Here is a 20,455-nt window from a genome sequence, read left to right as displayed (position 1 = left end):
TTATAAAGATGGCAGAAATTAAACCTGCTGAAATTTCAGCAATATTAAAGAAACAATTGTCCGGTTTTGAATCGGGTGCTACTTTGGAAGAAGTGGGAACAGTTCTGAATGTAGGTGATGGTATTGCCCGTGTTTACGGACTATCCAACGCTCAGTATGGTGAGCTGGTACAGTTCGAAAATGGGTTAGAGGCTATTGTATTGAACCTTGAAGAGGACAATGTGGGCGTAGTATTGCTTGGTCCGTCTACAGGCATCAGGGAAGGTTCTACGGTAAAAAGGCTTGACCGCATCGCATCGCTTAAAGTGGGTGAGGAAATGGTAGGCCGTGTAGTAAACACCCTTGGCCAGCCTATTGACGGTAAGGGCCCAATTGGTGGCCAGCTGTATGAAATGCCGCTTGAGCGTAAGGCTCCGGGCGTTATCTTCCGCCAGCCGGTAACTGAGCCGATGCAGACAGGTATCAAGGCGATTGACGCAATGATCCCGGTAGGTCGCGGACAGCGTGAGCTTGTAATTGGCGACCGCCAGACTGGTAAAACTACTGTTTGTATCGACACCATCCTGAACCAAAAAGAATTTTACGATGCAGGCAAGCCTGTATATTGTATATATGTAGCGGTAGGCCAAAAGGCTTCAACTGTTGCAGGTATCGCAAAAACCCTTGAAGAAAAAGGCGCAATGGCATATACTGTTATTGTTGCGGCTAACGCTTCAGACCCTGCGCCGATGCAGGTATATGCTCCATTTGCAGGTGCTGCGATAGGTGAGTATTTCCGTGATACGGGCCGTCCTGCCCTTATCATCTATGATGATCTGTCAAAACAAGCGGTTGCTTACCGCGAGGTTTCCCTTCTACTAAGGAGGCCGCCGGGACGTGAGGCTTACCCAGGTGACGTATTCTTCCTTCACTCAAGGCTTCTTGAGCGTGCGGCGAAAGTTATCGCTGACGACAGCATTGCAAAAAACATGAACGACCTTCCGGATTCGTTGAAGCCAATCGTTAAAGGTGGCGGATCGCTTACTGCGCTCCCAATCATCGAGACGCAGGCTGGTGACGTTTCTGCTTATATCCCAACCAACGTGATTTCGATCACTGACGGACAGATTTTCCTTGAGTCTGACCTGTTCAACTCAGGTGTTCGTCCTGCCATCAACGTAGGTATCTCGGTATCACGTGTAGGCGGTAACGCACAGATCAAGTCGATGAAGAAAGTTGCCGGTACGCTTAAGCTTGACCAGGCTCAGTTCCGTGAGCTTGAGGCATTCGCGAAGTTTGGTTCTGACCTTGATGCGGCGACACTAAACGTAATCGAGAAAGGCCGCAGGAACGTGGAAATCCTTAAGCAGGCGGTTAACGATCCTTTTACAGTGGAAGACCAGGTGGCAATAATCTATGCAGGTTCTAAAAACCTTCTTAGGAATGTACCGGTTAACAAGGTAAAAGAGTTCGAAAAAGACTATATCGAGTACCTGAAAGCTACGCACAGGGATACCCTTGACGCGCTTAAAGCAGGTAAATTTACAGACGAGATCACTGATGTGCTTGAGAAAGCCGCTGCCGAGATCTCTGCGAAATATTAATTTTAGATATTAGATTTTAGTATTGAGAAGTGAGATTGAGACATCTTAATTATCACATCTCAATACTTAATACTATAAAGAGGGGTGTTATGGGCTAAGGCTCAATACTAAATTCTCACTACTCAATACTAAATAAAAATGGCAAACTTAAAGGAAATACGTAACAGGATCGCTTCCGTTTCATCGACCATGCAGATTACCAGCGCGATGAAAATGGTGTCGGCAGCCAAGCTTAAAAAAGCACAGGATGCCATCACTGCCATGAGGCCATATTCTGAAAAGCTTACCGAATTGCTGCAAAACCTCAGCGCAACGCTTGAGGGCGACAACGGCGGTGTATTTGCAGAACAGCGTGCGGTAAACAAAGTGCTTATCGTAGCGATCACCTCTAACAGGGGGTTGTGCGGCGCTTTCAATGCCAACGTAATCAAGCAGATAAAGGCGCTTCAGGAAGTATATGCCGGCAAGAAAGTGGACGTTATGGCCATCGGTAAAAAAGGTAACGACGGCCTTAAGAAAACCTGCAATATCGTTGATAACCAGAGCAGTGTGTTTGACATGCTTACATTTGAAAATGTAGCTGCCATTGCACAGGACCTTATGGATAAGTTCGCGGCAGGTGAGTATGACAGGATCGAAATCGTGTACAACCACTTTAAGAACGCTGCGACACAAATCGTGCTTACTGAGCAGTTCCTTCCGCTGGCGCCGGCTGAAACAACCGAAACTGCCACACAGGCAACCGATTACATCTTTGAGCCATCTAAAGAGGAAATCGTTCGCAGCCTTGTGCCGCTTTCGCTGAAAACCCAACTATATAAGGCCATCCGCGATTCTTTTGCGTCTGAGCACGGTGCCCGTATGACGGCCATGCACAAAGCGACGGATAACGCTACCGACCTTAGGAACCAGCTGAAGCTGACCTACAACAAAGCCCGCCAGGCTGCCATTACCGGCGAAATCCTTGAGATTGTGGGCGGTGCCGAGGCATTGAACAATTAATATTGACAAACAAACATAAGCGAGAAGGCTTCCTTGAAAAAGGGAGCCTTTTTTTTGAGCTGCCCAGGGTATTTTGGATGATTTCCAGATGATTTTTGACGATGCCCCGGGTAATTTACAGGTATGTGGATGATGATTTTAGGGTATTCCTGAGAGGATATAAAGGTATGATAATGCTTCTAATCAATTTTTTTCGGGAAATGCCTTTTTTGGGTACAGGTTCCGGAGTGGATTTTGCTCAAAAAATAATCCGTGCAATTATGAAACAAAAATGAAGGTATTTTGTTTTATATATCAATGTGAAGGTACCATGTATACACTTTCCCCAATTACCCATCTTTTAAAAAACTGCTTATGCCATTCAAATCCATACTATCAGCCGCACTGCTTGTCATAGCGGTAAGCTGTACTGCCCAAACCATCACTAAAGTAGAAATGCACCTGAGTGCATTTGGAGTGGAATCCGACCGTTGGCCCAACATCGATGTGGCTGTCGACTTCAAAGAAAATACATCCCGGTGCAAAGTATCATATTACCACCCGGACTACAAGCCATTCCAATACAAGCTAACCAAAGACGAGATCGCGAAGGTACTCCTACTATTAGAAAAGGCTGACCTTAAGAAGCTCAAAAAAGAGTACACCGTGACCATCAGCGACCAACCCTCTTCCACCATCAAAATCCATACCTCATCCGGAGAGGTCTTCACCATTAAAGATTACGGCCTGAAAGGCGATGCCCCGCTGCCTGAATTATACCGGATTGTTTACAAATTTGATACAACGGTGAAATAACATCACTTCTTCAAATGATACAGCAAAAAGCTGTAAAACTCCGACTTCTCCTCCAGCTTGTCGTCGTGATTGGTTGTGATGCCGTAGTGGCCTGCGTTGCGCCTCGTTTTCAGGTATACAGGATTGGTTTGCGCCGGCCTGTCCTGCAGCCTTGCGGCAAATTTGTATGAATGTATCGGCGGTACCCGGTCATCGTTGTCGGAAGTCATGATCAGGGTGGTTGGGTAGTTTACATCCTCCTTTATGTTGTGGTATGGGGAATACGCCATCATAGCCTGGAACTCTTCTTTCACTTCAGGGTCGCCGTATTCATCATAATGGAAACGCCCCACGGTATAATCATGGAAACGCGCCATGTCGTATACACCAACATCCGGAATGGCAACTTTGAAAAGTTCCGGGCGTTTTACCATAGCGGCGCCTACAAGCAATCCGCCCTGCGAGCCTCCCGTTATGGCCAACCTGTTGGCCGAGGTGTAGTTTTGCTTTATCAGGTATTCTGCTGCATCGATAAAATCGTTAATGGTATTTATCTTTTTCAGTTTAGTACCGTCCTTGTGCCATTTGAACCCTTTGTCGCCGCCTCCTCGTATTTCGGCATAGGCATACACCCCGCCGCTATTCATGAAGTAGACCAGCGCATTGTCATAATGGGGCGAACTTATCGATCCGAATCCGCCATAAGCCTCGAGCAACGTGGGGTTATTTCCGTTGAGCGCCATGTCCTTTTTGTAAACGATGGTTATGGGTACCTGTACGCCATCGCGGGCAGTGTACGTTGTCTTCACTGTGGTGAAATGATCTATCGGGAAGGGCGCTGTGGTTTTGGTAAAGGTGTTGTTGACGTAGCGGTCAAATTTCGCTGTTTCCAGCACCAGGTTGAACAATATGTGCGGTACGGTATAGGATGAAACCGAAAACAATGTTTCCTTCGCATGATAGTCCTCACCCAGCAACGACACATCCATGCCTTTGGGTCCCTGAACCTTCCCAATGAACTTCCCATCATAGTCAAACACCATGAAATAGCTGCCATCAGTATTTTTGTACTTGCATACGATCCGGTTTTCGTAAAAATTCACGTCTACGAGCAGCTGGTTCTGGTATTGCGGAATTATAATTTTATTCGTAGCAGGGTCTTCCAGTTCAAAATACCGCACATCGCCCCAGTTGGAATCCTTAGTTGAAACAAACATTTTGCCGGAATGATAGCCTAATAACTTATAACCCGCTTTCCTTGCCTCCAGCTTTTTCAACTCGAAATTTTCCGCATTCAGGTCGGCATGATACATGTCGGTATGCTTTTCATCGCGATCAGACACTACAAGAAAAAACTTGTCGCCTTCATGCGATGTGAAATAATGCAGCTGTCCCTTCATTTCGGTGGCATCGAATATGAGGCGGTCGTTTTTAATGTCATCGCCCACCTTGTGATAGTATACCTGATAAGTGGAGTCGGCCGCAAACTGTGACGCGTTGCTGTTCTTATTATAAAAAATTCCCTCGTCACCTTTCCAGGCAAGCGAAGTGAATTTTACATTTTTCAGGACTTCCTTGTGCTTTTTGCCGTTTTGTATAGTAACAAAGCGCACCTCGTGCTGGTCGCTGCCGTCGATCATCAGCTTATAGGCCAGGATTTCCGATTGCTGCGACGGGCTATAGTCTACGACATTGACTGTCTTGTTATTGTAAAAGAAATTGGGGTTGACCAATGCGATGCTTGCACCGGTAAGCGTCTTTTTATAGGTAAGCGTTGGCGTTTGTTTCTCCTCATTAGCATAGCGTACAAGCGAATAGTAATAGGCGCCTTTCTTTTGCGGCAGCCTGTAATTTGTCTTATCATCGTACTTCCTGAGTGTAGGCAAAGGGTACACTTCAGACGATATCTTCCCGAGGTGCGATTGCAGCAGGCGGTTTTGGGCATCGACCCAGGCCTGCACTTCCGGGGCAGCCATTTGTTCGAGCCATGCGTAATCATCATGATACTCCAGGCCATGCGTGTTCAGGGTATTTGGGGTTCTATTGGCCGGAGGGTAATTTTGTGCTTTGGCAATAAACGGGGTACACAGCAAAACTGTAAGCAGAAGGTATTTCATGGCAAATAATAAGATTGCGCAAATATAGACTGCTTAGTGCTAAAAAGGAAACGGCGGGTTTTATGATTATGTGATTTTTGAAACTAAGCATTTGCTATGTTAACTGCCCGGCTTTCAGCCACCAGTTTATCAACTATCGTTTGAACGCATCTTCACCGAAATTATCAAGCAAGAGTGTTACGCACCGCTTCCCCTCCCGGAGGGGGGGCCGAAGGGCGGAGTGATTAATCTCATAATATATAAAACATAAAATTATTCATACGTAATTTTAAACCACCCCGCCCGCCGCGGCGGGCACCCCTCCAGAGGAGGGGAAGGGAAACGAGAATATTTAAACTTAAAACAAGTGGTTTTGATTATGGAATTAAACCGGCCCGCCAAATTCAGAAACAATATAATTTTCCAAAGCTATCATTGCATTTTCCAGATCATTCATAACAGCGGGTTCGCCTATCCTATAAATTTTTAAACCCAAAGAGTTAAGGAAAGTTTCCCTGCGCGCATCATAGTCATCTTTGTCATTATGGCTGGAACCATCGATTTCAATGACAAGGCTAAGCTTCTTCACATAAAAGTCAACAATATAATTGCCGATGATTCGCTGCCTGTCGAAATCAATTCCATGAAAACTCCCCGCCCTTACCTGCCGCCAGAATACTACTTCCGACATAACTCCGGCTTTGCGTAGCTTTTTAGACCGTGACTTTAAAGCAGCATTATAAGGGAGGAAATTTTTTGGATTCCCATAAATGGCATTCCCGTTTATATATGTAATTATTTCTTGTTCCATAAATTCTAACCACCCCACCCCGCCCCGCCGCGGCGCGGCGGGCACCCCTCCGAGGGAGGGGAAGATCAACGAGAGTATTTAAAATTAGCATTTTTTCCAACAGGTACTACTTTATCCTGTTAGGAGTTATCGAGCAAGAGTGTTACGCTCTACTTCCCCTCCCCTGGAGGGGTGCCCGGAGGGCGGGGTGGTTAATCTCATAACATCTATGAAACATAAAATTATTCATATGTAATTTTAAACCACCCCGCCCGCCGCGGCGGGCACCCCTCCAGAGGAGGGGAAGGCCGGAGAGAGAATTTAAAATTAGCGATTTTTCCAGTCGTTTCTTACTAATAATAAATTTCTTATATTCTAAGAATAATTGAGCAAGAGTGTTACGCACCGCTTCCCCTCCCCTGGAGGGGTGCCCGCAGGGCGGGGTGGTTTTGTAGTGCTTATAATCATCGATCATTTGAAATTAGCCACCTCTCCTCCGGAGGGGAAGGGGAAACGAGAATATTTAAAGATGGTTCGAACAACACACCTTTTACAAAAACCTAATTTCCTATTCCCCCGAAAATTGCTACTTTTGTTTAAGAACTAAACGAACCGCTTGAGCCTCTCTAAAAAACTTTTCCAGCAGACCGCCATATACGGCATTGCCACTGTTGTACCGCGCATGTTCAGCTTTTTCCTGACGCCGCTGTACACCAGCTCAGGCGTTATGGAGACGGACCAGTACGGAAAGGTTTCCATCATTTTTGCATGGATCATATTTTTCAACGTGGTGCTCGCCTATGGCATGGAGACGGCTTTTTTCCGCTTTTACCATACCGACAACAAAAAGAGCGTGATGAGCACCACCACCATATCGCTGGTATGGTCGTCGCTGATCTTTTTGGTACTGGCGCTGCTCGGCCGGGAATACATGGCCAAAGCGCTTGGCATCGATACCGAATACATTACCCTTACCATTTGGGTGCTGGTGCTCGATGCGCTGGCCATCATACCCTTTAGCCGCCTGCGTGCCGAGGGCAGGCCCATTTTTTACGCGATCGTGAAGGTGGGCACCGTGGCCTTCAACCTGCTGCTCAACATTTTCTTTTTAATTTGGCTGCCAAAGATAGCGCAGTCTGATCCCGAAGGCTTCCTTGCCACACTCTATACCCCCGGCTTTGAAGTGGGCTATGTGTTTGTGGCCAATGTACTTTCCAGCCTTGTTGCCGTTGTAGTACTGCTGCCCCATTACCTGCGGCTGTCGTGGCATTTTGACCCCGAACTGTGGAAAAGGATGATGCGCTACTCGCTCCCCGTAATGGTGGCGGGCATTGCCTATGCCATCAACGAAGCGTTTTCGCGCCCGCTGATGGAATACATGAACGTATCGGAATCCGATATCGGTATCTATTCGGCCTGCTACCGGCTGGCCCTGTTCATGACGCTGTTTACCACCGCGTACCGCCTGGGCATCGAGCCGTTCTTCTTCAGCCAGGCCGGGAGCAGCAATGCACCGCAGACCTATGCGAAGGTGATGGAATACTTTGTCATCCTCGGGTCGGTCATCTATCTGGGGGTGCTCGTTTTTGCCGATATCTTCAAATGGATACTCCTTCGCGACGAGGCCTATTGGGTGGGTATGGACATCGTGCCGTTTGTAACCCTCGGCGCGTTCTTCCTCGGCATTTATACTAACCTGTCGGTATGGTATAAGCTGAGCGACCAAACCAAAATGGGTGCCTACATCTCGCTTGCCGGAGCGGCGGTAACGCTTATATTTAATATTGCACTCATACCGGTGTGGAGCTATATGGGTTCGGCTGTGGGCACTGTGGCCGCCTATGGTACCATGATGCTGGTGTCGTACAGGCTGGGCGCCAAACATTACCCGATACCCTACAACATCAGGAAACTGGTGTTTTTCCCGCTCCTTGCCATAGTGCTGGGTTGCATGTCGTTCTACATAAAGCCGCTGCGCGAAACCTATGTTTTCGGGATACTGGCCTTTGCCGGCTATCTTTTCCTTATCTTCAAACTCGAAAAAGAAACACTTTTAAAATTCATAAAGAAATAAAATGTCTGTTACCATTAAAGTCATCAACAAGTCATCGCACGCATTGCCTAATTATGAAAGCATCGCCTCGGCAGGGATGGACCTCCGGGCCAACCTGGACGAACCGGTAACGCTGTCGCCGCTGGGCAGGGCCATCATAAAAACAGGATTGTTCATCGAATTGCCGATAGGCTACGAAGCGCAGGTACGCCCCCGTAGCGGGCTGGCTGCCAAAAAGGGCATCACGGTGCTGAACAGCCCCGGAACGGTTGATGCCGATTACCGTGGCGAGATTGGCGTAATTTTAGTAAATTTATCCAATGAAGCGTTTACCGTAGAAAACGGGGAGCGCATTGCACAGCTGGTCATTGCAAAGCATGAGCGTGCCGAGTGGGTGGAAGCCGAAACCCTGAGCGAAACTGTGCGCGGCGAAGGCGGCTTTGGCAGCACCGGCGTAAAATAAAACAGAAACAATAAAACATATCCAAAAAACCTCCAAACAACCAATGAAAATTATCGTACCTATGGCCGGAAGGGGCTCACGCCTGCGCCCACATACCCTTACCATCCCGAAACCGCTTATCCCCATTGCAGGCAAGCCGATTGTGCACCGTCTTGTAGAGGATATTGCCGGGGTAATCAACCAGGAAATTGAGGAAATCGCCTTCATCATCCATAAAGACTTTGGCACGCAGGTAGAAAAAGACCTTATCGCCATTGCCGAAAAGCTGGGCGCCAAAGGCAGCATTTACTACCAGGACCAGCCGCTGGGCACCGCGCACGCCATCATGAGCGCAAAGGAATCCATGAGCGGGCCGATAGTGGTGGCCTATGCCGATACACTATTCCGCGCTGATTTTACGTTAGATACTACAGCCGACAGCGTCATCTGGGTAAAGCAGGTAGACGACCCCTCGGCATTTGGCGTAGTGCAATTGAATGATAAGAACGAGATCGTGGATTTTGTAGAGAAGCCAAAGGAATTCGTTTCGGACCTGGCCATCATCGGGATCTATTATTTCAAAAGCGGCGAAGCGCTTCGCGACGAGTTGCAGTACCTGCTGGACAACAACGTAGTAAAGGGTGGCGAGTACCAGCTGACCGACGGGCTGGAGAACATGAAGCAAAAGGGCATGAAATTTGTACCGGGCAAGGTAGACGAATGGATGGACTGCGGCAACAAGCCCGTAACGGTAGAAACCAACACCCGCATGCTGGGCTTTTTGCATGCCGATGGCGAGAACATGGTATCCGACGCGGCAACGATAGAGAACAGCACCATCATACCGCCGTGCTGCATCGCCGAAGGGGTGGTATTGAAAAACGCTACCGTAGGCCCGAACGTATCGCTCGGCAAGAACACAAGGGTAGAAAATTCAACGATCAAGAACAGTTTGGTGCAAACCAACTCAGTAATACTAAATGCAGACCTGGATAACGCCATGATAGGCAACCATGCCAAATTCGACGGTAAGTTTACCGCCATCAGCATCGGCGACTATTCAGTTTTGGAATAACATAGCCCGGCCTTCCGTCGCTGTCATTGCGAGGAGGAACGATGAAGCAATCTTTCCTGCATTGCGTAACGGAAGGCCGGACATTAATTTAATATGAAAAAAATCCTTTTTTACACACTCTTGCTTTCGGGAACATTATCCCCGGCAATCCTCCATGCGCAGGTAGAGCCTGACTCGCTGTCACTGGCAAAAAATGAATTCCAGGAGGATTTTTATGAGGCATTGAAGCAAAAAGGGATCGAAAATTACGACAAGGCCATACAGTCGTTGCAGAAATGCATCGGCAAAGAGCCCGACAACCCGGTGCTGTATAACGAATTGGGGAAGAATTACTTCAGCCTGAGGAATTTTGCCGAGGCGGAGCGCGCCTACCTGAAGGCTACCCAGCTTGACCCGAAAAACCGCTGGTACTGGCAGGGGTTGTATGACGTATACTACGAGACCAAGAACTACAACAAAGCCATACCTGCAGTGCTTAAGCTGATGGAATGGAAAAAGGATTATTACCAGGAGGATCTGGTTTCGCTGTATATGTACACCCAGCAGTATGACAAGGCACTCGTCCTGATCAACGAGATGGAATCGACCGTGGGGATGTCTGAAAAGCGGGAGATGTACAAGGCACAGATACTGAGCGACAGCCGCTACAAAAAACCGCAGAAGGAAGCACTCGAGGAAGCCATTAAGAAAAACCCGAAAGTGGAGGCGACTTATCTTGAGCTGATCTATTATTACTCTGAAAGCAATGAGGAAGCCAAGGCAGAAGCCGTAGCAAAGCAGCTGGAAAAGGAAATCCCGGGATCTGACTGGGCACAGGTAAGCCTTTTTAAGTTCCATATCGGTAACAATGACGGCGATAAAGCGTCTGAATCAATGTTCAGGGTGCTGGGCAGCAAAAAGATTGACAGCAAGATAAAGCACAGGGTACTCAACGAGTTCCTGATATTTGCCGTGGCCAACCCTAAATATGCCCCGCAGCTGGATAAGGCGGTGGGCTATTTTGAAGACGACAGGAATGTGAATGTCGCCAAGGAAGTGGGCAAGTTCCTGTACAATAAAAAGAAATTTGCCGACGCGGCACAGTACTTCGAGAAAAGCCTGGAAAGCAAGCCGGACGACATTGAGGCCATAGAGCTGCTGCTGTACTCCTATGCCGACGCTAAGCAGTTTGACAAGCTGGCCACTAAGGCTGCGGGCTACCTGGACCTCTACCCTACCCACGCGCGCCTGTACTATTTTGCGGGTGTCGGGGCCAACGGGCAGGGGCAATTTGCAAAGGCAAAAAAATGGCTCGAGGAGGGCGTTGACTATGTTGTAGACGATAAGGACCTCGAGGCAGGTTTTAAAAAAGAATTGGCTACGGCCAAAAATGGCATGGCCAAAACCAAATAACAAATGAAAAAAAGCGTAAGCATACTCATCATAGCACTGGCCTTTGCATCGTGCAAGCCCAAGCAGGCCGTAGTTTCGGAAGAGGTGGTCCTGGCCGGTGAGGCTAAATCGGCCAAAGAGGTCATAGCCGGGCACAACGCCATTCCGAAAGATTTCAAAACGCTGTACATTAAGGGCGATGCGAGCTACAAGGACAGCAAGCAGTCGCAGAACGTATCGGTGGAAATACGTATCAAGAAGGATGAGACGATACTCGTAAGCGTGCGCGTATTGGGCATTACCATGGCAAAGGCGCTCATTACGCCCAAAAGCGTGAGCTATTATGAAAAGATAAACGGCCAGTATTTTGAAGGCAACTATGCTGTGCTGAGCCGCTGGCTGGGCACGGAGCTTGACTTTAAGAAAGTGCAGAACATGCTGCTGGGCGAGGCGCTTGACGACCTTGAAAAAGGCAACTACCAATTCTCTGTGGAAGACGGCAAATACAAGCTGCAGGGCAGTGCGCCGAGGGGGATAAGCAAATCGTTCTTTTTTGAAGGCGCCAATTACCTGCTGAAAAAACAGGTGGTGGCACAAGGGGGCCAGGAGCCGCGCAGCCTCGAAATCCAATATCCGGCACACAACCAGTATGCTAATGCGCTGCTGCCGAAAGAAATTAAGATCGAAGCCGAGCAAAAGGACCGGGTAAACATAAAAATTGAATATAAGGTTGTAACTTTCGACGAAAAACTTACGTTCCCGTATGAGGTTCCTGAGGGCTACGAACAAATATTTATAGATTAACCAGAACACAATGACCAGATTTTTCCTTACTATATTCCTCATCGCCTTTACAACATTGGGCCATGCGCAAACCGAGCAGAAAAAGCTCGAGCAGCGCAAGGCGCAGATTCTCAAAGAAATGAAGGCGCTGCAAAGCCTGGTTAAAGACGAGACGAAAAAGGAAAAAGACGTGGTAGGCAGGATCACCGAGAACAATGCCAAGATAAAGCTAAGCGAAAAGCTCATCAGTACCACGCAGAAGCAGACCAGGCTGCTTACTGACGATATTTACCTCAACCAGCTAAAGATCAACAAGCTGAACAGGGAACTGAAAGTGCTCAAGGAAGACTATGCCAATATGGTGGTGAAAGCCTATAAGAGCCGATCGCAGCAGAGCCGCATCATGTTTATCCTGTCGTCTGACAGTTTCCTGCAGGCCTATAAGCGCATGCAGTACATGAAGCAGTATGCCAGCTTCCGTAAGATTCAGGGTGACGAGATACGCAACAAAATGCTCCAGCTGGAAGAGTTGGACAGGACGCTGACGGGCCAGAAGAAGTCGAAAGAAAAACTGCTGGTGGAAAGCGAGCAGGAACGCGACAAGCTGAAAAAGGATAAGGAAGAGCAGGAAAAGCTGGTAAAAGCCATACAAAAAGACAAGAAAAAATATGCTTCGGAGATCAAGAAGATGCAGGCCGAAGCGAAAGAAATAGACCGCAAGATCGATAAGATGATCAAGGACGCCATTGCCGAAGCCAACCGCAAGGCCGCAGCCAAGGCAACCACCGCGGCAGAGAAAAAGGAAATTGCCGCCGCCGCAAAAGCAGATCCCAACAAGATCGTGCTGACCAAGGAAGGGAAACTGACCGCAGACAGCTTTAAGGCGAACCAGGGCAGGCTGCCATGGCCGGTTAAAGAAGGCTACATATCCTTAGGCTACGGCGACCAGCCCCACCCGATGGACAGCAAATTAAGGATAAAGAACAGCGGTATCGACATAACCACCAACCAGGGTTCGGCAGTACGGTCGGTATTCAATGGTGAGGTAGGCCAGATACAGCTGATTGAGGGTACACGGAACAAAATCGTATATGTACACCATGGTAACTATATCACGGTATACTATAACCTGGCATCGGTAAGCGTAAACTCCGGGGATAAGGTAAGCGCCAACCAAAACATCGGTACTGTGGCTACCAGCCCTTCCGGAAAGACCGTGCTTAAATTTTGGTTAATGCTAAACACCACGCCGCTTAACCCGTCGTCCTGGATAGCGCATTAAGAGCCATAAATAAAGGGCAGCTGCCGGACCATTGCATGATATGAAGCATTACCACTACATTTTTGCGGGCGCCGGCCTGGCCGCGCTGATGACGGCCTATAAAATGGCCGTGAGCGGCAGGTTTGCCCATGCCTCCATCCTGCTCATTGACCCCGATTCCAAAAAAGACAATGACCGTACCTGGTGTTTCTGGCACAAAGGCAGCACCAGCTGGGATGCCATCGCCTGCCGCAGGTGGCACACAGCGCTTTTTGCCAACGCGCAAAGGCGCAACACCCTCGATTTTGGAGACTACAGCTATACCATGCTGCGGGGCATCGATTTTTACAATTTTGTTTTTGAAGAGCTCCGTAAGCATCCCAACATTGAATTCATAAATCAAAAAGTTGTTGATGTTTCTGATTCCGGCGGTAGCGTCACCGTAACAACCGAAGCATCAACTTTTACCTGTAACATCCTTTTCAATACCATTTACGATCCGGCATTGCCCGCATCGCAAACCCAATACCCCGTACTGCAGCAGCATTTCATAGGCTGGCACATACAGGCCAATAAAGCCGTTTTCGACCCGGGAAAGCCTACGTTCATGGATTTCTCCGTGCCGCAAAAGGGCAACACGCGGTTCATGTACGTACTCCCCTTTTCCGATACCGAGGCCATTGTGGAATATACGCTTTTCTCCAAAGACCTGTTACCGCAGGAGGAATATGAAGATGCGATTGAACGTTACCTCAAAGACCTTGGCGCATCAGGCTATAGTGTGGTTGCCGAAGAAAAAGGCAGCATCCCCATGACGTGCTATCCGTTTTGGGAACACAATTCCAAAAACATCCTGCATATCGGTTCGGCCGGTGGGTGGACCAAGGCGAGTACGGGCTATACCTTTCGGAATGCCGATAAGCTCTCTGCCCGGCTGGTAGATTTTTTGCTTTCGAAAAACCCTGACATGACGCGTTTCCACAAAAAGAAACGGTTTTGGTTCTACGACCTTTTGCTGCTGGACATACTGGCGGAAAAGAACCACGAGGGCGCGGCTATTTTTTCGGCCATGTTCAAAAGCGGCAAGGCCGCGCCCGTATTCCAATTTTTAGATGAGGAAACGGGGCCGGCCGGCGACCTGAAAGTGATCCTGCAATGCCCAAAGGGGTTGTTCCTGAAAGCGCTTTTTTATAGGGTTTTCAGGTTCTGACTATATAATGCCAAAAAAAGACCTGCGAAAATCCGCCCGATCCGTAGCTTGTCCCGCGACAGGCGGCGGCATCCGCGTTCCTGCCAACACATCTGTAATAAAAATAATTGCAATTACAAACCGGCTGAATTTTCCGTATCTTTGTAGCCTAATTAATTAATATAAAATTATGTATCCTGAAGAATTAGTAAGGCCAATGCGTGCAGAACTTGCTGACGCGGGCTTCGAAGAACTATATACTGCCGACGATGTAAAGAATGCATTGTCTAAAGAAGGCACCACCCTTGTGGTAGTGAACTCGGTTTGCGGCTGCGCGGCGCGCAATGCCCGCCCGGGTGCCAAAATGAGCCTTGACGGCGCTAAAAAGCCGGACCAGCTGATCACGGTTTTTGCCGGTGTGGACAAGGAAGCCGTAGACGAAGCAAGGACACAGATGTTCCCTTTCCCGCCGTCATCGCCAAGCATGGCATTGTTCAAAAACGGTGAGCTGGTGCACATGCTGGAGCGCCACCACATTGAAGGTCGCCCTGCCGAAATGATTGCAGAGAACCTGAAAGACGCTTACGACGAGTTTTGTTAAGCCGCTTTTAAGAATAACGAAAACCCATGCTGAAAGGCGTGGGTTTTTTGGTTTTGGATAATATAAAATTCTTTACTTGCGTTTTTTATAAACACCTATGAATCTTTGAATATAATTTATAACTTTACAATATGAAATCTGTAGAAATAAATACAAGTATTATCGATGGCTATTTTGGGCTTTTGGACTCTTTAAGTCCAAAGGATAAACTTGATCTTATTTCAAAACTGAAAAACTCTTTAACAACAAAAAAACAGAAAAAAACAGCTTTTAAAAAAGCTTTTGGAGCATTTGAATCTAATAAATCTGCTGAAGAAATTATTGAAGAGATCCGAGGCTCGAGAGTATCAACAAGGCAGATTGAAGAGTTTTGAAAAAATACCTGATTGATACCAATATTGCTATTTTCTACATGAAAGGCAAATTTGAGCTTGATAAGAAATTCGATAAACTTTCAACCGAAGATTGCTACATTTCTGAAATTACTTTAGCTGAACTTAAATTTGGTATAGCGAAAAGTGAAAAGCCCGAAAAGAACAAAAAAGCTTTGGATAATTTTTTAGAAGGTGTACAGGTATTGCCTATTTTCCATTCCCTTGACTTATATGCTTCAGAGAAAGCAAGGCTTCAGAAAGCAGGAACCCCAATTGATGATTTTGATTTACTTATCGGTGTTACTTCTGTTACTCATGATCTTATAATGGTTACTAATAACACAAAACATTTTAAGCAAATAACCAATATTCAGACTGAAGACTGGATTTTAGTTTAAAATTTATCTACCGCTCTACCACAAAAATTTTAATTCCCCAAGAACGCAGATCAAGATCAGTAATTTATTCCACTATTTTCTTCTTTCCAAAAAAATCTTACCTTTGCCCCGGTTTCACCAATTGAAACCATCACATAACTTTCTCACTTAAAATTGTATAGCATGCAACTGTTCAACACTTTAAGCGCGGAGGAAAGGGCCGAACTGATAGACCAGTCCGGCAAGCAGCGCCTTACGCTGTCTTTCTACGCTTACGCACACATCGAAGACCCAAAACAATTTCGCGATTCTTTATTCCTGGCCTGGGACCCGCTTGAGGTTCTCGGACGCATCTACGTAGCCACCGAAGGCATCAACGCCCAGCTGTCGCTGCCCGCGGATAACTTTTACGCATTCAAGGACCATTTAGATACCATACCCTTCCTCAACGGCATCCGCCTGAACGTAGCCGTGGAGCAGGACGACCACTCGTTCCTGAAGCTGACCATCAAGGTACGCAACAAGATCGTTGCCGACGGCCTTAACGACGCTACTTTCGACGTGACCAACAAGGGCATACACCTTGGCGCGAAGGACTTTAACGCCATGCTGGAAGACCCGAACACCATTGTGGTGGACTTCCGTAACCACTATGAGAGCGAAGTGGGGCATTTTGTGGGAGCCCTCACCCCCGATGTGGACACCTTCCGCGAGTCGCTGCCGATCATTGAAAACCAGATTGCCGAACATAAGGAGGGCAAGAACCTGCTGATGTACTGCACCGGAGGCATTCGCTGCGAAAAGGCATCGGCCTTCTTTAAGCATAAAGGCTTTAAGAATGTATACCAGCTGGAGGGCGGCATCATAGAATATACCCGCCAGGTAAAGGCTGAGGGGCTGGAAAGCAAATTCATAGGCAAGAACTTCGTGTTCGACCACCGCCTGGGCGAGCGCATCACCGATGATATCGTAGCCCATTGCCACCAGTGCGGCAAGCCGTGCGACAACCACACCAACTGCGCCAACGAGGCCTGCCACCTGCTGTTCATACAGTGCGATGAGTGCAAAGAGATTATGCACAACACCTGCTCGGTAGATTGCCTTGACTATATACAGCTCCCGCTGGACGAGCAGGTACGCCGTCGCCGCGGCATCATGAACGGAAACATGATATTCAAGAAAGGCCGTTCCGAAAAAATTTCCCTGAAAGCGAAAGAAGAAGCTGCCGAAATCGCCATAGCGCCAAAAGTTAAGCCGTCGCCCAGGCAGCGCATTAAAAAAGTACTGGTAGGCAAGGGCGAGCACTACTACCCTAAGGCCGGCGTGGGGCAATTCTCCATCGAAGGCGAACTGAAACTGGGCGATACCGTGCTCATCTCGGGCCCGACCACAGGCGACCATAAGCTGGTGGTGGACAAGATGTTCGTGAACGGCAAAGAGGCGGATACCGCAGCTGCCGGAGACAGGGTAACGTTAAACCTGCCATTCAGGATACGCCTTTCGGACAAATTGTTTAAATTGCCGCAATAACAGGCTATATGGATAATTACAGGCTATTGAAGTTCAACCAGGCAATAAAGAGCCACAGGGTCAAGTTCCTTGGGCTTTGGCTGCTGTCGGTGCTCAACAAGCGGTATTTGTCCATACAGATGGACCCGGTGCTGGCGTGCAACCTGCGCTGCAAGATGTGCTACTTTACCGACGATGAATTTGTGCGGAAAAACATGAAGGGCATGTTCAAACAGGATGATTTGGAACCCATAGCCAACGCGACATTTAAGAATGCGCTCAAGCTGCAGATAGGCTGTGGCGCCGAGCCGACGCTATTTAAGCACAACACGCAACTGATCGAACTGGCCAAAAGGCACAAAGTTCCCTACATAAGCATGGTGACAAACGGCAACCTCCTCAGCGCTGAAGATGTTGCCGCTTTTGCCAATGCAGGCCTTAACGAGATCATCATGTCGCTGCACGGCGTTCATAAAGCATCGTACGAAGACCTGATGGACAAGGGCAACTACGAAAAGTTCCATGCCATACTCGCTGCCGTCACGGAGCAGAAAAAGACTAACCCTAACTTCAGGCTGCGCATCAACTACACCTTCAATAAAGATAATTTCCATGAGCTGGCCGACTTCTTTGAAGTATACGGCGACTATGCCATCGACATCATCCAGTTGCGCCCTATCGACAAGATAGGCGAGACCACCTATAATGACTTCAGCCTGAAAAGCATCGAGAACGACTTCCCCGGCATCCTGAAAGTGATGAAGGAAGAGTCGGCCAAAAGGCACATCACGCTGCTGGCGCCGCATTCGGTCATCCGAAACGAGGAAGAATCGCTCAAGGTACAATCGGGCAACGACAGCTCGTACCTCAAGCCCTATACCTACTTCTACATTTCCCCGAAATATTCGTGGAAGGACGACTACGACTGGCGCACCGAAACGTTTGCCGCCTGGCAGAAACGTTCCGGGTGGAACCTGGAGCTGCTGCGCAATGCCTTCCGCTCCCGTAAGGGCCTTGAGCAGGTAAACCGCAACATGCTCAACTACTCGGTGGATATCAATTAAATTTTTTGCTGCAAATCATCCTGTAGCCAGTGTATTTATAGCTAAGAAATTGGTGGGATTAGTGGCTGAATGCCTTTGACTTCAAATCTCCTGAACAGGTATTACCATTCCTGTTCATAAAAAAATACTATCTTTACCCACAAAACGTTTTAAAACTAACCAATACGAACCGTAGCGGCACGCCGCGATCTATATATACACACTTATGGCATGTACAAACTGTTCCACCGGGACCAAAGACGGAACCCCGAGAGGATGTAAAAATAATGGAACTTGCGGAACCGACAGCTGCAACAAACTGACGGTTTTCGACTGGCTTTCCAACATGAGCCTGCCGGGCGGGCAGGAACCTTTTGACGCTGTTGAAGTGCGCTTCAAGAACGGAAGGAAGGAATTTTACCGCAATACTGAAAAACTTACGCTTAGCATTGGCGACATCGTGGCCACCGAGGCATCGCCCGGGCACGATATTGGCATCGTTACCCTTACCGGGGAACTGGTAAAGGTCCAGATGAAGAAAAAGAACGAAAAGCCGTACGGTGACCTCCCCAAGATATACCGCAAAGCCAGCCAAAAGGACATTGACATTTGGAGTGCAGCCCGCGATAAGGAGGAACCGATGAAAGTTATAGCCCGTGAGCTGGCCATAAAGCTGAAGCTGGAAATGAAGATCTCCGATATCGAGTTCCAGGGCGACGGCTCAAAAGCCACGTTTTACTATACGGCCAATGACCGTGTGGATTTCCGGCAACTTATTAAAGATTACGCAAGGGTATTCAGCATCAGGATCGAGATGAAGCAGGTGGGCTTCCGCCAGGAGGCATCGCGCCTGGGGGGTATCGGCTCCTGCGGCCGCGAGCTGTGCTGCTCTACCTGGCTTACCGATTTCCGCAGCGTAAACACCTCGGCAGCACGCTACCAGCAGCTTTCGCTCAACCCGCAAAAGCTGGCTGGCCAGTGCGGCAAGCTGAAATGCTGCCTTAACTACGAACTTGACACCTACCTGGACGCGCTGAAAGGCCTCCCGGACATGGATACCAAACTATATACGGAAAAAGGCGACGCCATCTGCCAGAAGGTAGACATCTTCAAAGGGCTGATGTGGTTTGCCTATACAGATAACATGGCGCACTGGCATGTGATAAATGCCGAAAGCGTAAAGGAAATAATGGCCATCAATAAGCAGAAAGAGCGCGCAACTTCGCTTGAAGATTATGCAGAGGAAATTGCTGCCATTGAGCCGGAAAAAACCTTCCAGAATGCCATGGGCCAGGACAGCCTTACCCGTTTTGACGCGCCTAAGAGAAAAAACAGGAAAAAGCCCGGCGGAGGCAATAAAGGTAAAGAAAAGGCCACTGCGCCTGCTGATGGCCCGAGGGACAAAAAACCGCAGGACAGGATAAGGAATAACAACAAGCCCAACCGCGAGCAGGGCCAGGGTGCGAAACCCCAAAACACCGATCGCCAGCAAGGGCCGAAACCGGAAGGCACAGCAGGGCAAAACCCGAATGCAGGGCAAAACCCTAACGCCAACCGTAACAAGGACAAAAATCGAAACAGGAATAAAAACCGTAACCGCCCGCCAAGGGATAATAATAACAATGCAGGTAACGCAGACCCTAAAAATTAGCCTTTCGCTGCTGGGCATGGCATTGCTCTTTGGCTCATGCGACAAGAACCGCGTGTTCGACGAGTACAAGGCCATGGACGGCAAATGGAACAAAGACAGCATTGTCTCCTTTAGCTTTGAGCAGAAGGATACGGTGTCTAAATACAATATGTTTGTAAACATAAGGAACAACGACAGCTACCCCTACAGTAACCTTTTCCTGATCGTGCAGATGCAGGAACCCGGATCGGCAGCAGTAAAAGTAGACACGCTGGAATACCAGATGGCCAACACCGACGGTACGCTTTTGGGAGAAGGCTTTAGTGATGTAAAAGAAAGCAAGCTGTGGTATAAGCCGAACGTTGTGTTTCCGAAACCCGGAAAATATACTGTAAACATACAGCAAGCCGTGCGCAAAGGCGGCGATGTGCCGGGCGTTCAGGAACTGGAAGGCATTATGGAAGTAGGATTTAGGATTGAGTCAACAGAATAAAATAGTAGT

General features: G+C 48.2%; 19 protein-coding genes. 17 read left to right on the top strand and 2 right to left on the bottom strand.

Annotation, left to right across the window (positions count from 1 at the left end):
• Window positions 1-8: 8 nt before the first annotated feature.
• The 3 genes from atpA to OGH69_RS09440 all read left to right on the top strand — a co-directional run bounded on the left by atpA (window position 9) and on the right by OGH69_RS09440 (window position 3,380).
• A complete protein-coding gene (gene atpA, locus OGH69_RS09450) occupies window positions 9-1,583 on the top strand; it encodes a F0F1 ATP synthase subunit alpha (RefSeq protein ID WP_265174217.1) in 1,575 nt (524 codons plus the stop codon).
• Window positions 1,584-1,721: 138 nt separating this feature from the next.
• On the top strand, window positions 1,722-2,585 hold the full coding sequence (gene atpG / locus OGH69_RS09445) for an ATP synthase F1 subunit gamma (protein WP_265174216.1): 864 nt from the start codon (window positions 1,722-1,724) through the stop codon (window positions 2,583-2,585).
• A 354-nt stretch (window positions 2,586-2,939) separates the two neighbouring features.
• A complete protein-coding gene (locus OGH69_RS09440) occupies window positions 2,940-3,380 on the top strand; it encodes a DUF6438 domain-containing protein (protein ID WP_265174215.1) in 441 nt (146 codons plus the stop codon).
• A 2-nt stretch (window positions 3,381-3,382) separates the two neighbouring features.
• Here the strand turns inward: OGH69_RS09440 and OGH69_RS09435 are convergent, their stop codons facing one another.
• Both OGH69_RS09435 and OGH69_RS09430 read right to left on the bottom strand, forming a co-directional pair.
• Window positions 3,383-5,476 (bottom strand): prolyl oligopeptidase family serine peptidase, encoded by a 2,094-nt coding sequence (locus OGH69_RS09435; RefSeq protein WP_265174214.1) that lies wholly within the window; start codon window positions 5,474-5,476, stop codon window positions 3,383-3,385.
• Between the two features lie 364 nt (window positions 5,477-5,840).
• Window positions 5,841-6,266 (bottom strand): endonuclease domain-containing protein, encoded by a 426-nt coding sequence (locus tag OGH69_RS09430; RefSeq protein WP_265174213.1) that lies wholly within the window; start codon window positions 6,264-6,266, stop codon window positions 5,841-5,843.
• Window positions 6,267-6,861: 595 nt separating this feature from the next.
• On the opposite strand from OGH69_RS09430, the gene OGH69_RS09425 reads away from it, so the two are divergent.
• From OGH69_RS09425 to OGH69_RS09360, 14 genes are all read left to right on the top strand, one after another.
• The gene (locus tag OGH69_RS09425) at window positions 6,862-8,319 is read left to right on the top strand and encodes a lipopolysaccharide biosynthesis protein (protein WP_265174212.1); all 1,458 of its coding nucleotides are present in this window, start codon (window positions 6,862-6,864) and stop codon (window positions 8,317-8,319) included.
• A 1-nt stretch (window position 8,320) separates the two neighbouring features.
• On the top strand, window positions 8,321-8,761 hold the full coding sequence (dut, locus tag OGH69_RS09420) for a dUTP diphosphatase (RefSeq protein ID WP_265174211.1): 441 nt from the start codon (window positions 8,321-8,323) through the stop codon (window positions 8,759-8,761).
• Between the two features lie 43 nt (window positions 8,762-8,804).
• Entirely contained in the window at window positions 8,805-9,815 is a 1,011-nt protein-coding gene (locus OGH69_RS09415; protein WP_265174210.1) for a sugar phosphate nucleotidyltransferase, read from the top strand.
• 93 nt (window positions 9,816-9,908) lie between these two features.
• Window positions 9,909-11,207 (top strand): tetratricopeptide repeat protein, encoded by a 1,299-nt coding sequence (locus tag OGH69_RS09410; RefSeq protein WP_265174209.1) that lies wholly within the window; start codon window positions 9,909-9,911, stop codon window positions 11,205-11,207.
• 3 nt (window positions 11,208-11,210) lie between these two features.
• On the top strand, window positions 11,211-11,990 hold the full coding sequence (locus OGH69_RS09405) for a lipoprotein insertase outer membrane protein LolB1 (protein ID WP_265174208.1): 780 nt from the start codon (window positions 11,211-11,213) through the stop codon (window positions 11,988-11,990).
• A 10-nt stretch (window positions 11,991-12,000) separates the two neighbouring features.
• On the top strand, window positions 12,001-13,251 hold the full coding sequence (locus OGH69_RS09400; protein WP_265174207.1) for a murein hydrolase activator EnvC family protein: 1,251 nt from the start codon (window positions 12,001-12,003) through the stop codon (window positions 13,249-13,251).
• 40 nt (window positions 13,252-13,291) lie between these two features.
• Window positions 13,292-14,440: a lycopene cyclase family protein gene (locus tag OGH69_RS09395; RefSeq protein ID WP_265174206.1), complete on the top strand. Its 1,149-nt coding sequence runs from the start codon at window positions 13,292-13,294 to the stop codon at window positions 14,438-14,440.
• Window positions 14,441-14,609: 169 nt separating this feature from the next.
• Window positions 14,610-15,020, top strand: a complete 411-nt coding sequence (locus OGH69_RS09390; RefSeq protein WP_265174205.1) for a BrxA/BrxB family bacilliredoxin — start codon at window positions 14,610-14,612, stop codon at window positions 15,018-15,020.
• A gap of 131 nt (window positions 15,021-15,151) precedes the next feature.
• The gene (locus OGH69_RS09385; protein ID WP_265174204.1) at window positions 15,152-15,394 is read left to right on the top strand and encodes a hypothetical protein; all 243 of its coding nucleotides are present in this window, start codon (window positions 15,152-15,154) and stop codon (window positions 15,392-15,394) included.
• Window positions 15,391-15,792, top strand: a complete 402-nt coding sequence (locus OGH69_RS09380) for a type II toxin-antitoxin system VapC family toxin (protein WP_265174203.1) — start codon at window positions 15,391-15,393, stop codon at window positions 15,790-15,792. The genes OGH69_RS09385 and OGH69_RS09380 overlap by 4 nt, the downstream gene beginning before the upstream one ends.
• A 162-nt stretch (window positions 15,793-15,954) precedes the next feature.
• Complete coding sequence (locus tag OGH69_RS09375; protein ID WP_265174202.1) at window positions 15,955-17,301, top strand: oxygen-dependent tRNA uridine(34) hydroxylase TrhO; 1,347 nt, start codon at window positions 15,955-15,957, stop codon at window positions 17,299-17,301.
• A gap of 8 nt (window positions 17,302-17,309) precedes the next feature.
• On the top strand, window positions 17,310-18,344 hold the full coding sequence (locus tag OGH69_RS09370) for a radical SAM protein (RefSeq protein ID WP_265174201.1): 1,035 nt from the start codon (window positions 17,310-17,312) through the stop codon (window positions 18,342-18,344).
• 205 nt (window positions 18,345-18,549) lie between these two features.
• Complete coding sequence (locus OGH69_RS09365; protein ID WP_265174200.1) at window positions 18,550-19,974, top strand: PSP1 domain-containing protein; 1,425 nt, start codon at window positions 18,550-18,552, stop codon at window positions 19,972-19,974.
• Window positions 19,946-20,446, top strand: a complete 501-nt coding sequence (locus tag OGH69_RS09360; RefSeq protein WP_265174199.1) for a gliding motility lipoprotein GldH — start codon at window positions 19,946-19,948, stop codon at window positions 20,444-20,446. The genes OGH69_RS09365 and OGH69_RS09360 overlap by 29 nt, the downstream gene beginning before the upstream one ends.
• The last annotated feature ends 9 nt before the right edge of the window (window positions 20,447-20,455 follow it).

The organism is Flavobacterium sp. MFBS3-15 (assembly GCF_026107645.2).
In the GTDB taxonomy this organism is placed as follows: domain Bacteria; phylum Bacteroidota; class Bacteroidia; order Flavobacteriales; family Flavobacteriaceae; genus Flavobacterium.
Note: the sequence above shows the minus strand (reverse complement) of the source record. Positions and strands in the feature narration are given on the sequence as shown.

Excerpts from the sequence above, each read along its gene's own strand:
- OGH69_RS09395 (WP_265174206.1), top strand. The coding sequence starts at position 13,292 with ATGAAGCATTACCACTACATTTTTGCGGGCGCCGGCCTGGCCGCGCTG.
- OGH69_RS09385 (WP_265174204.1), top strand. The coding sequence starts at position 15,152 with ATGAAATCTGTAGAAATAAATACAAGTATTATCGATGGCTATTTTGGG.
- OGH69_RS09435 (WP_265174214.1), bottom strand. The coding sequence starts at position 5,476 with ATGAAATACCTTCTGCTTACAGTTTTGCTGTGTACCCCGTTTATTGCC.
- OGH69_RS09370 (WP_265174201.1), top strand. The coding sequence starts at position 17,310 with ATGGATAATTACAGGCTATTGAAGTTCAACCAGGCAATAAAGAGCCAC.
- OGH69_RS09410 (WP_265174209.1), top strand. The coding sequence starts at position 9,909 with ATGAAAAAAATCCTTTTTTACACACTCTTGCTTTCGGGAACATTATCC.
- OGH69_RS09415 (WP_265174210.1), top strand. The coding sequence starts at position 8,805 with ATGAAAATTATCGTACCTATGGCCGGAAGGGGCTCACGCCTGCGCCCA.
- OGH69_RS09365 (WP_265174200.1), top strand. The coding sequence starts at position 18,550 with ATGGCATGTACAAACTGTTCCACCGGGACCAAAGACGGAACCCCGAGA.
- OGH69_RS09405 (WP_265174208.1), top strand. The coding sequence starts at position 11,211 with ATGAAAAAAAGCGTAAGCATACTCATCATAGCACTGGCCTTTGCATCG.
- OGH69_RS09430 (WP_265174213.1), bottom strand. The coding sequence starts at position 6,266 with ATGGAACAAGAAATAATTACATATATAAACGGGAATGCCATTTATGGG.
- OGH69_RS09375 (WP_265174202.1), top strand. The coding sequence starts at position 15,955 with ATGCAACTGTTCAACACTTTAAGCGCGGAGGAAAGGGCCGAACTGATA.
- OGH69_RS09400 (WP_265174207.1), top strand. The coding sequence starts at position 12,001 with ATGACCAGATTTTTCCTTACTATATTCCTCATCGCCTTTACAACATTG.
- OGH69_RS09360 (WP_265174199.1), top strand. The coding sequence starts at position 19,946 with ATGCAGGTAACGCAGACCCTAAAAATTAGCCTTTCGCTGCTGGGCATG.
- dut (WP_265174211.1), top strand. The coding sequence starts at position 8,321 with ATGTCTGTTACCATTAAAGTCATCAACAAGTCATCGCACGCATTGCCT.
- OGH69_RS09390 (WP_265174205.1), top strand. The coding sequence starts at position 14,610 with ATGTATCCTGAAGAATTAGTAAGGCCAATGCGTGCAGAACTTGCTGAC.
- atpG (WP_265174216.1), top strand. The coding sequence starts at position 1,722 with ATGGCAAACTTAAAGGAAATACGTAACAGGATCGCTTCCGTTTCATCG.
- OGH69_RS09440 (WP_265174215.1), top strand. The coding sequence starts at position 2,940 with ATGCCATTCAAATCCATACTATCAGCCGCACTGCTTGTCATAGCGGTA.
- atpA (WP_265174217.1), top strand. The coding sequence starts at position 9 with ATGGCAGAAATTAAACCTGCTGAAATTTCAGCAATATTAAAGAAACAA.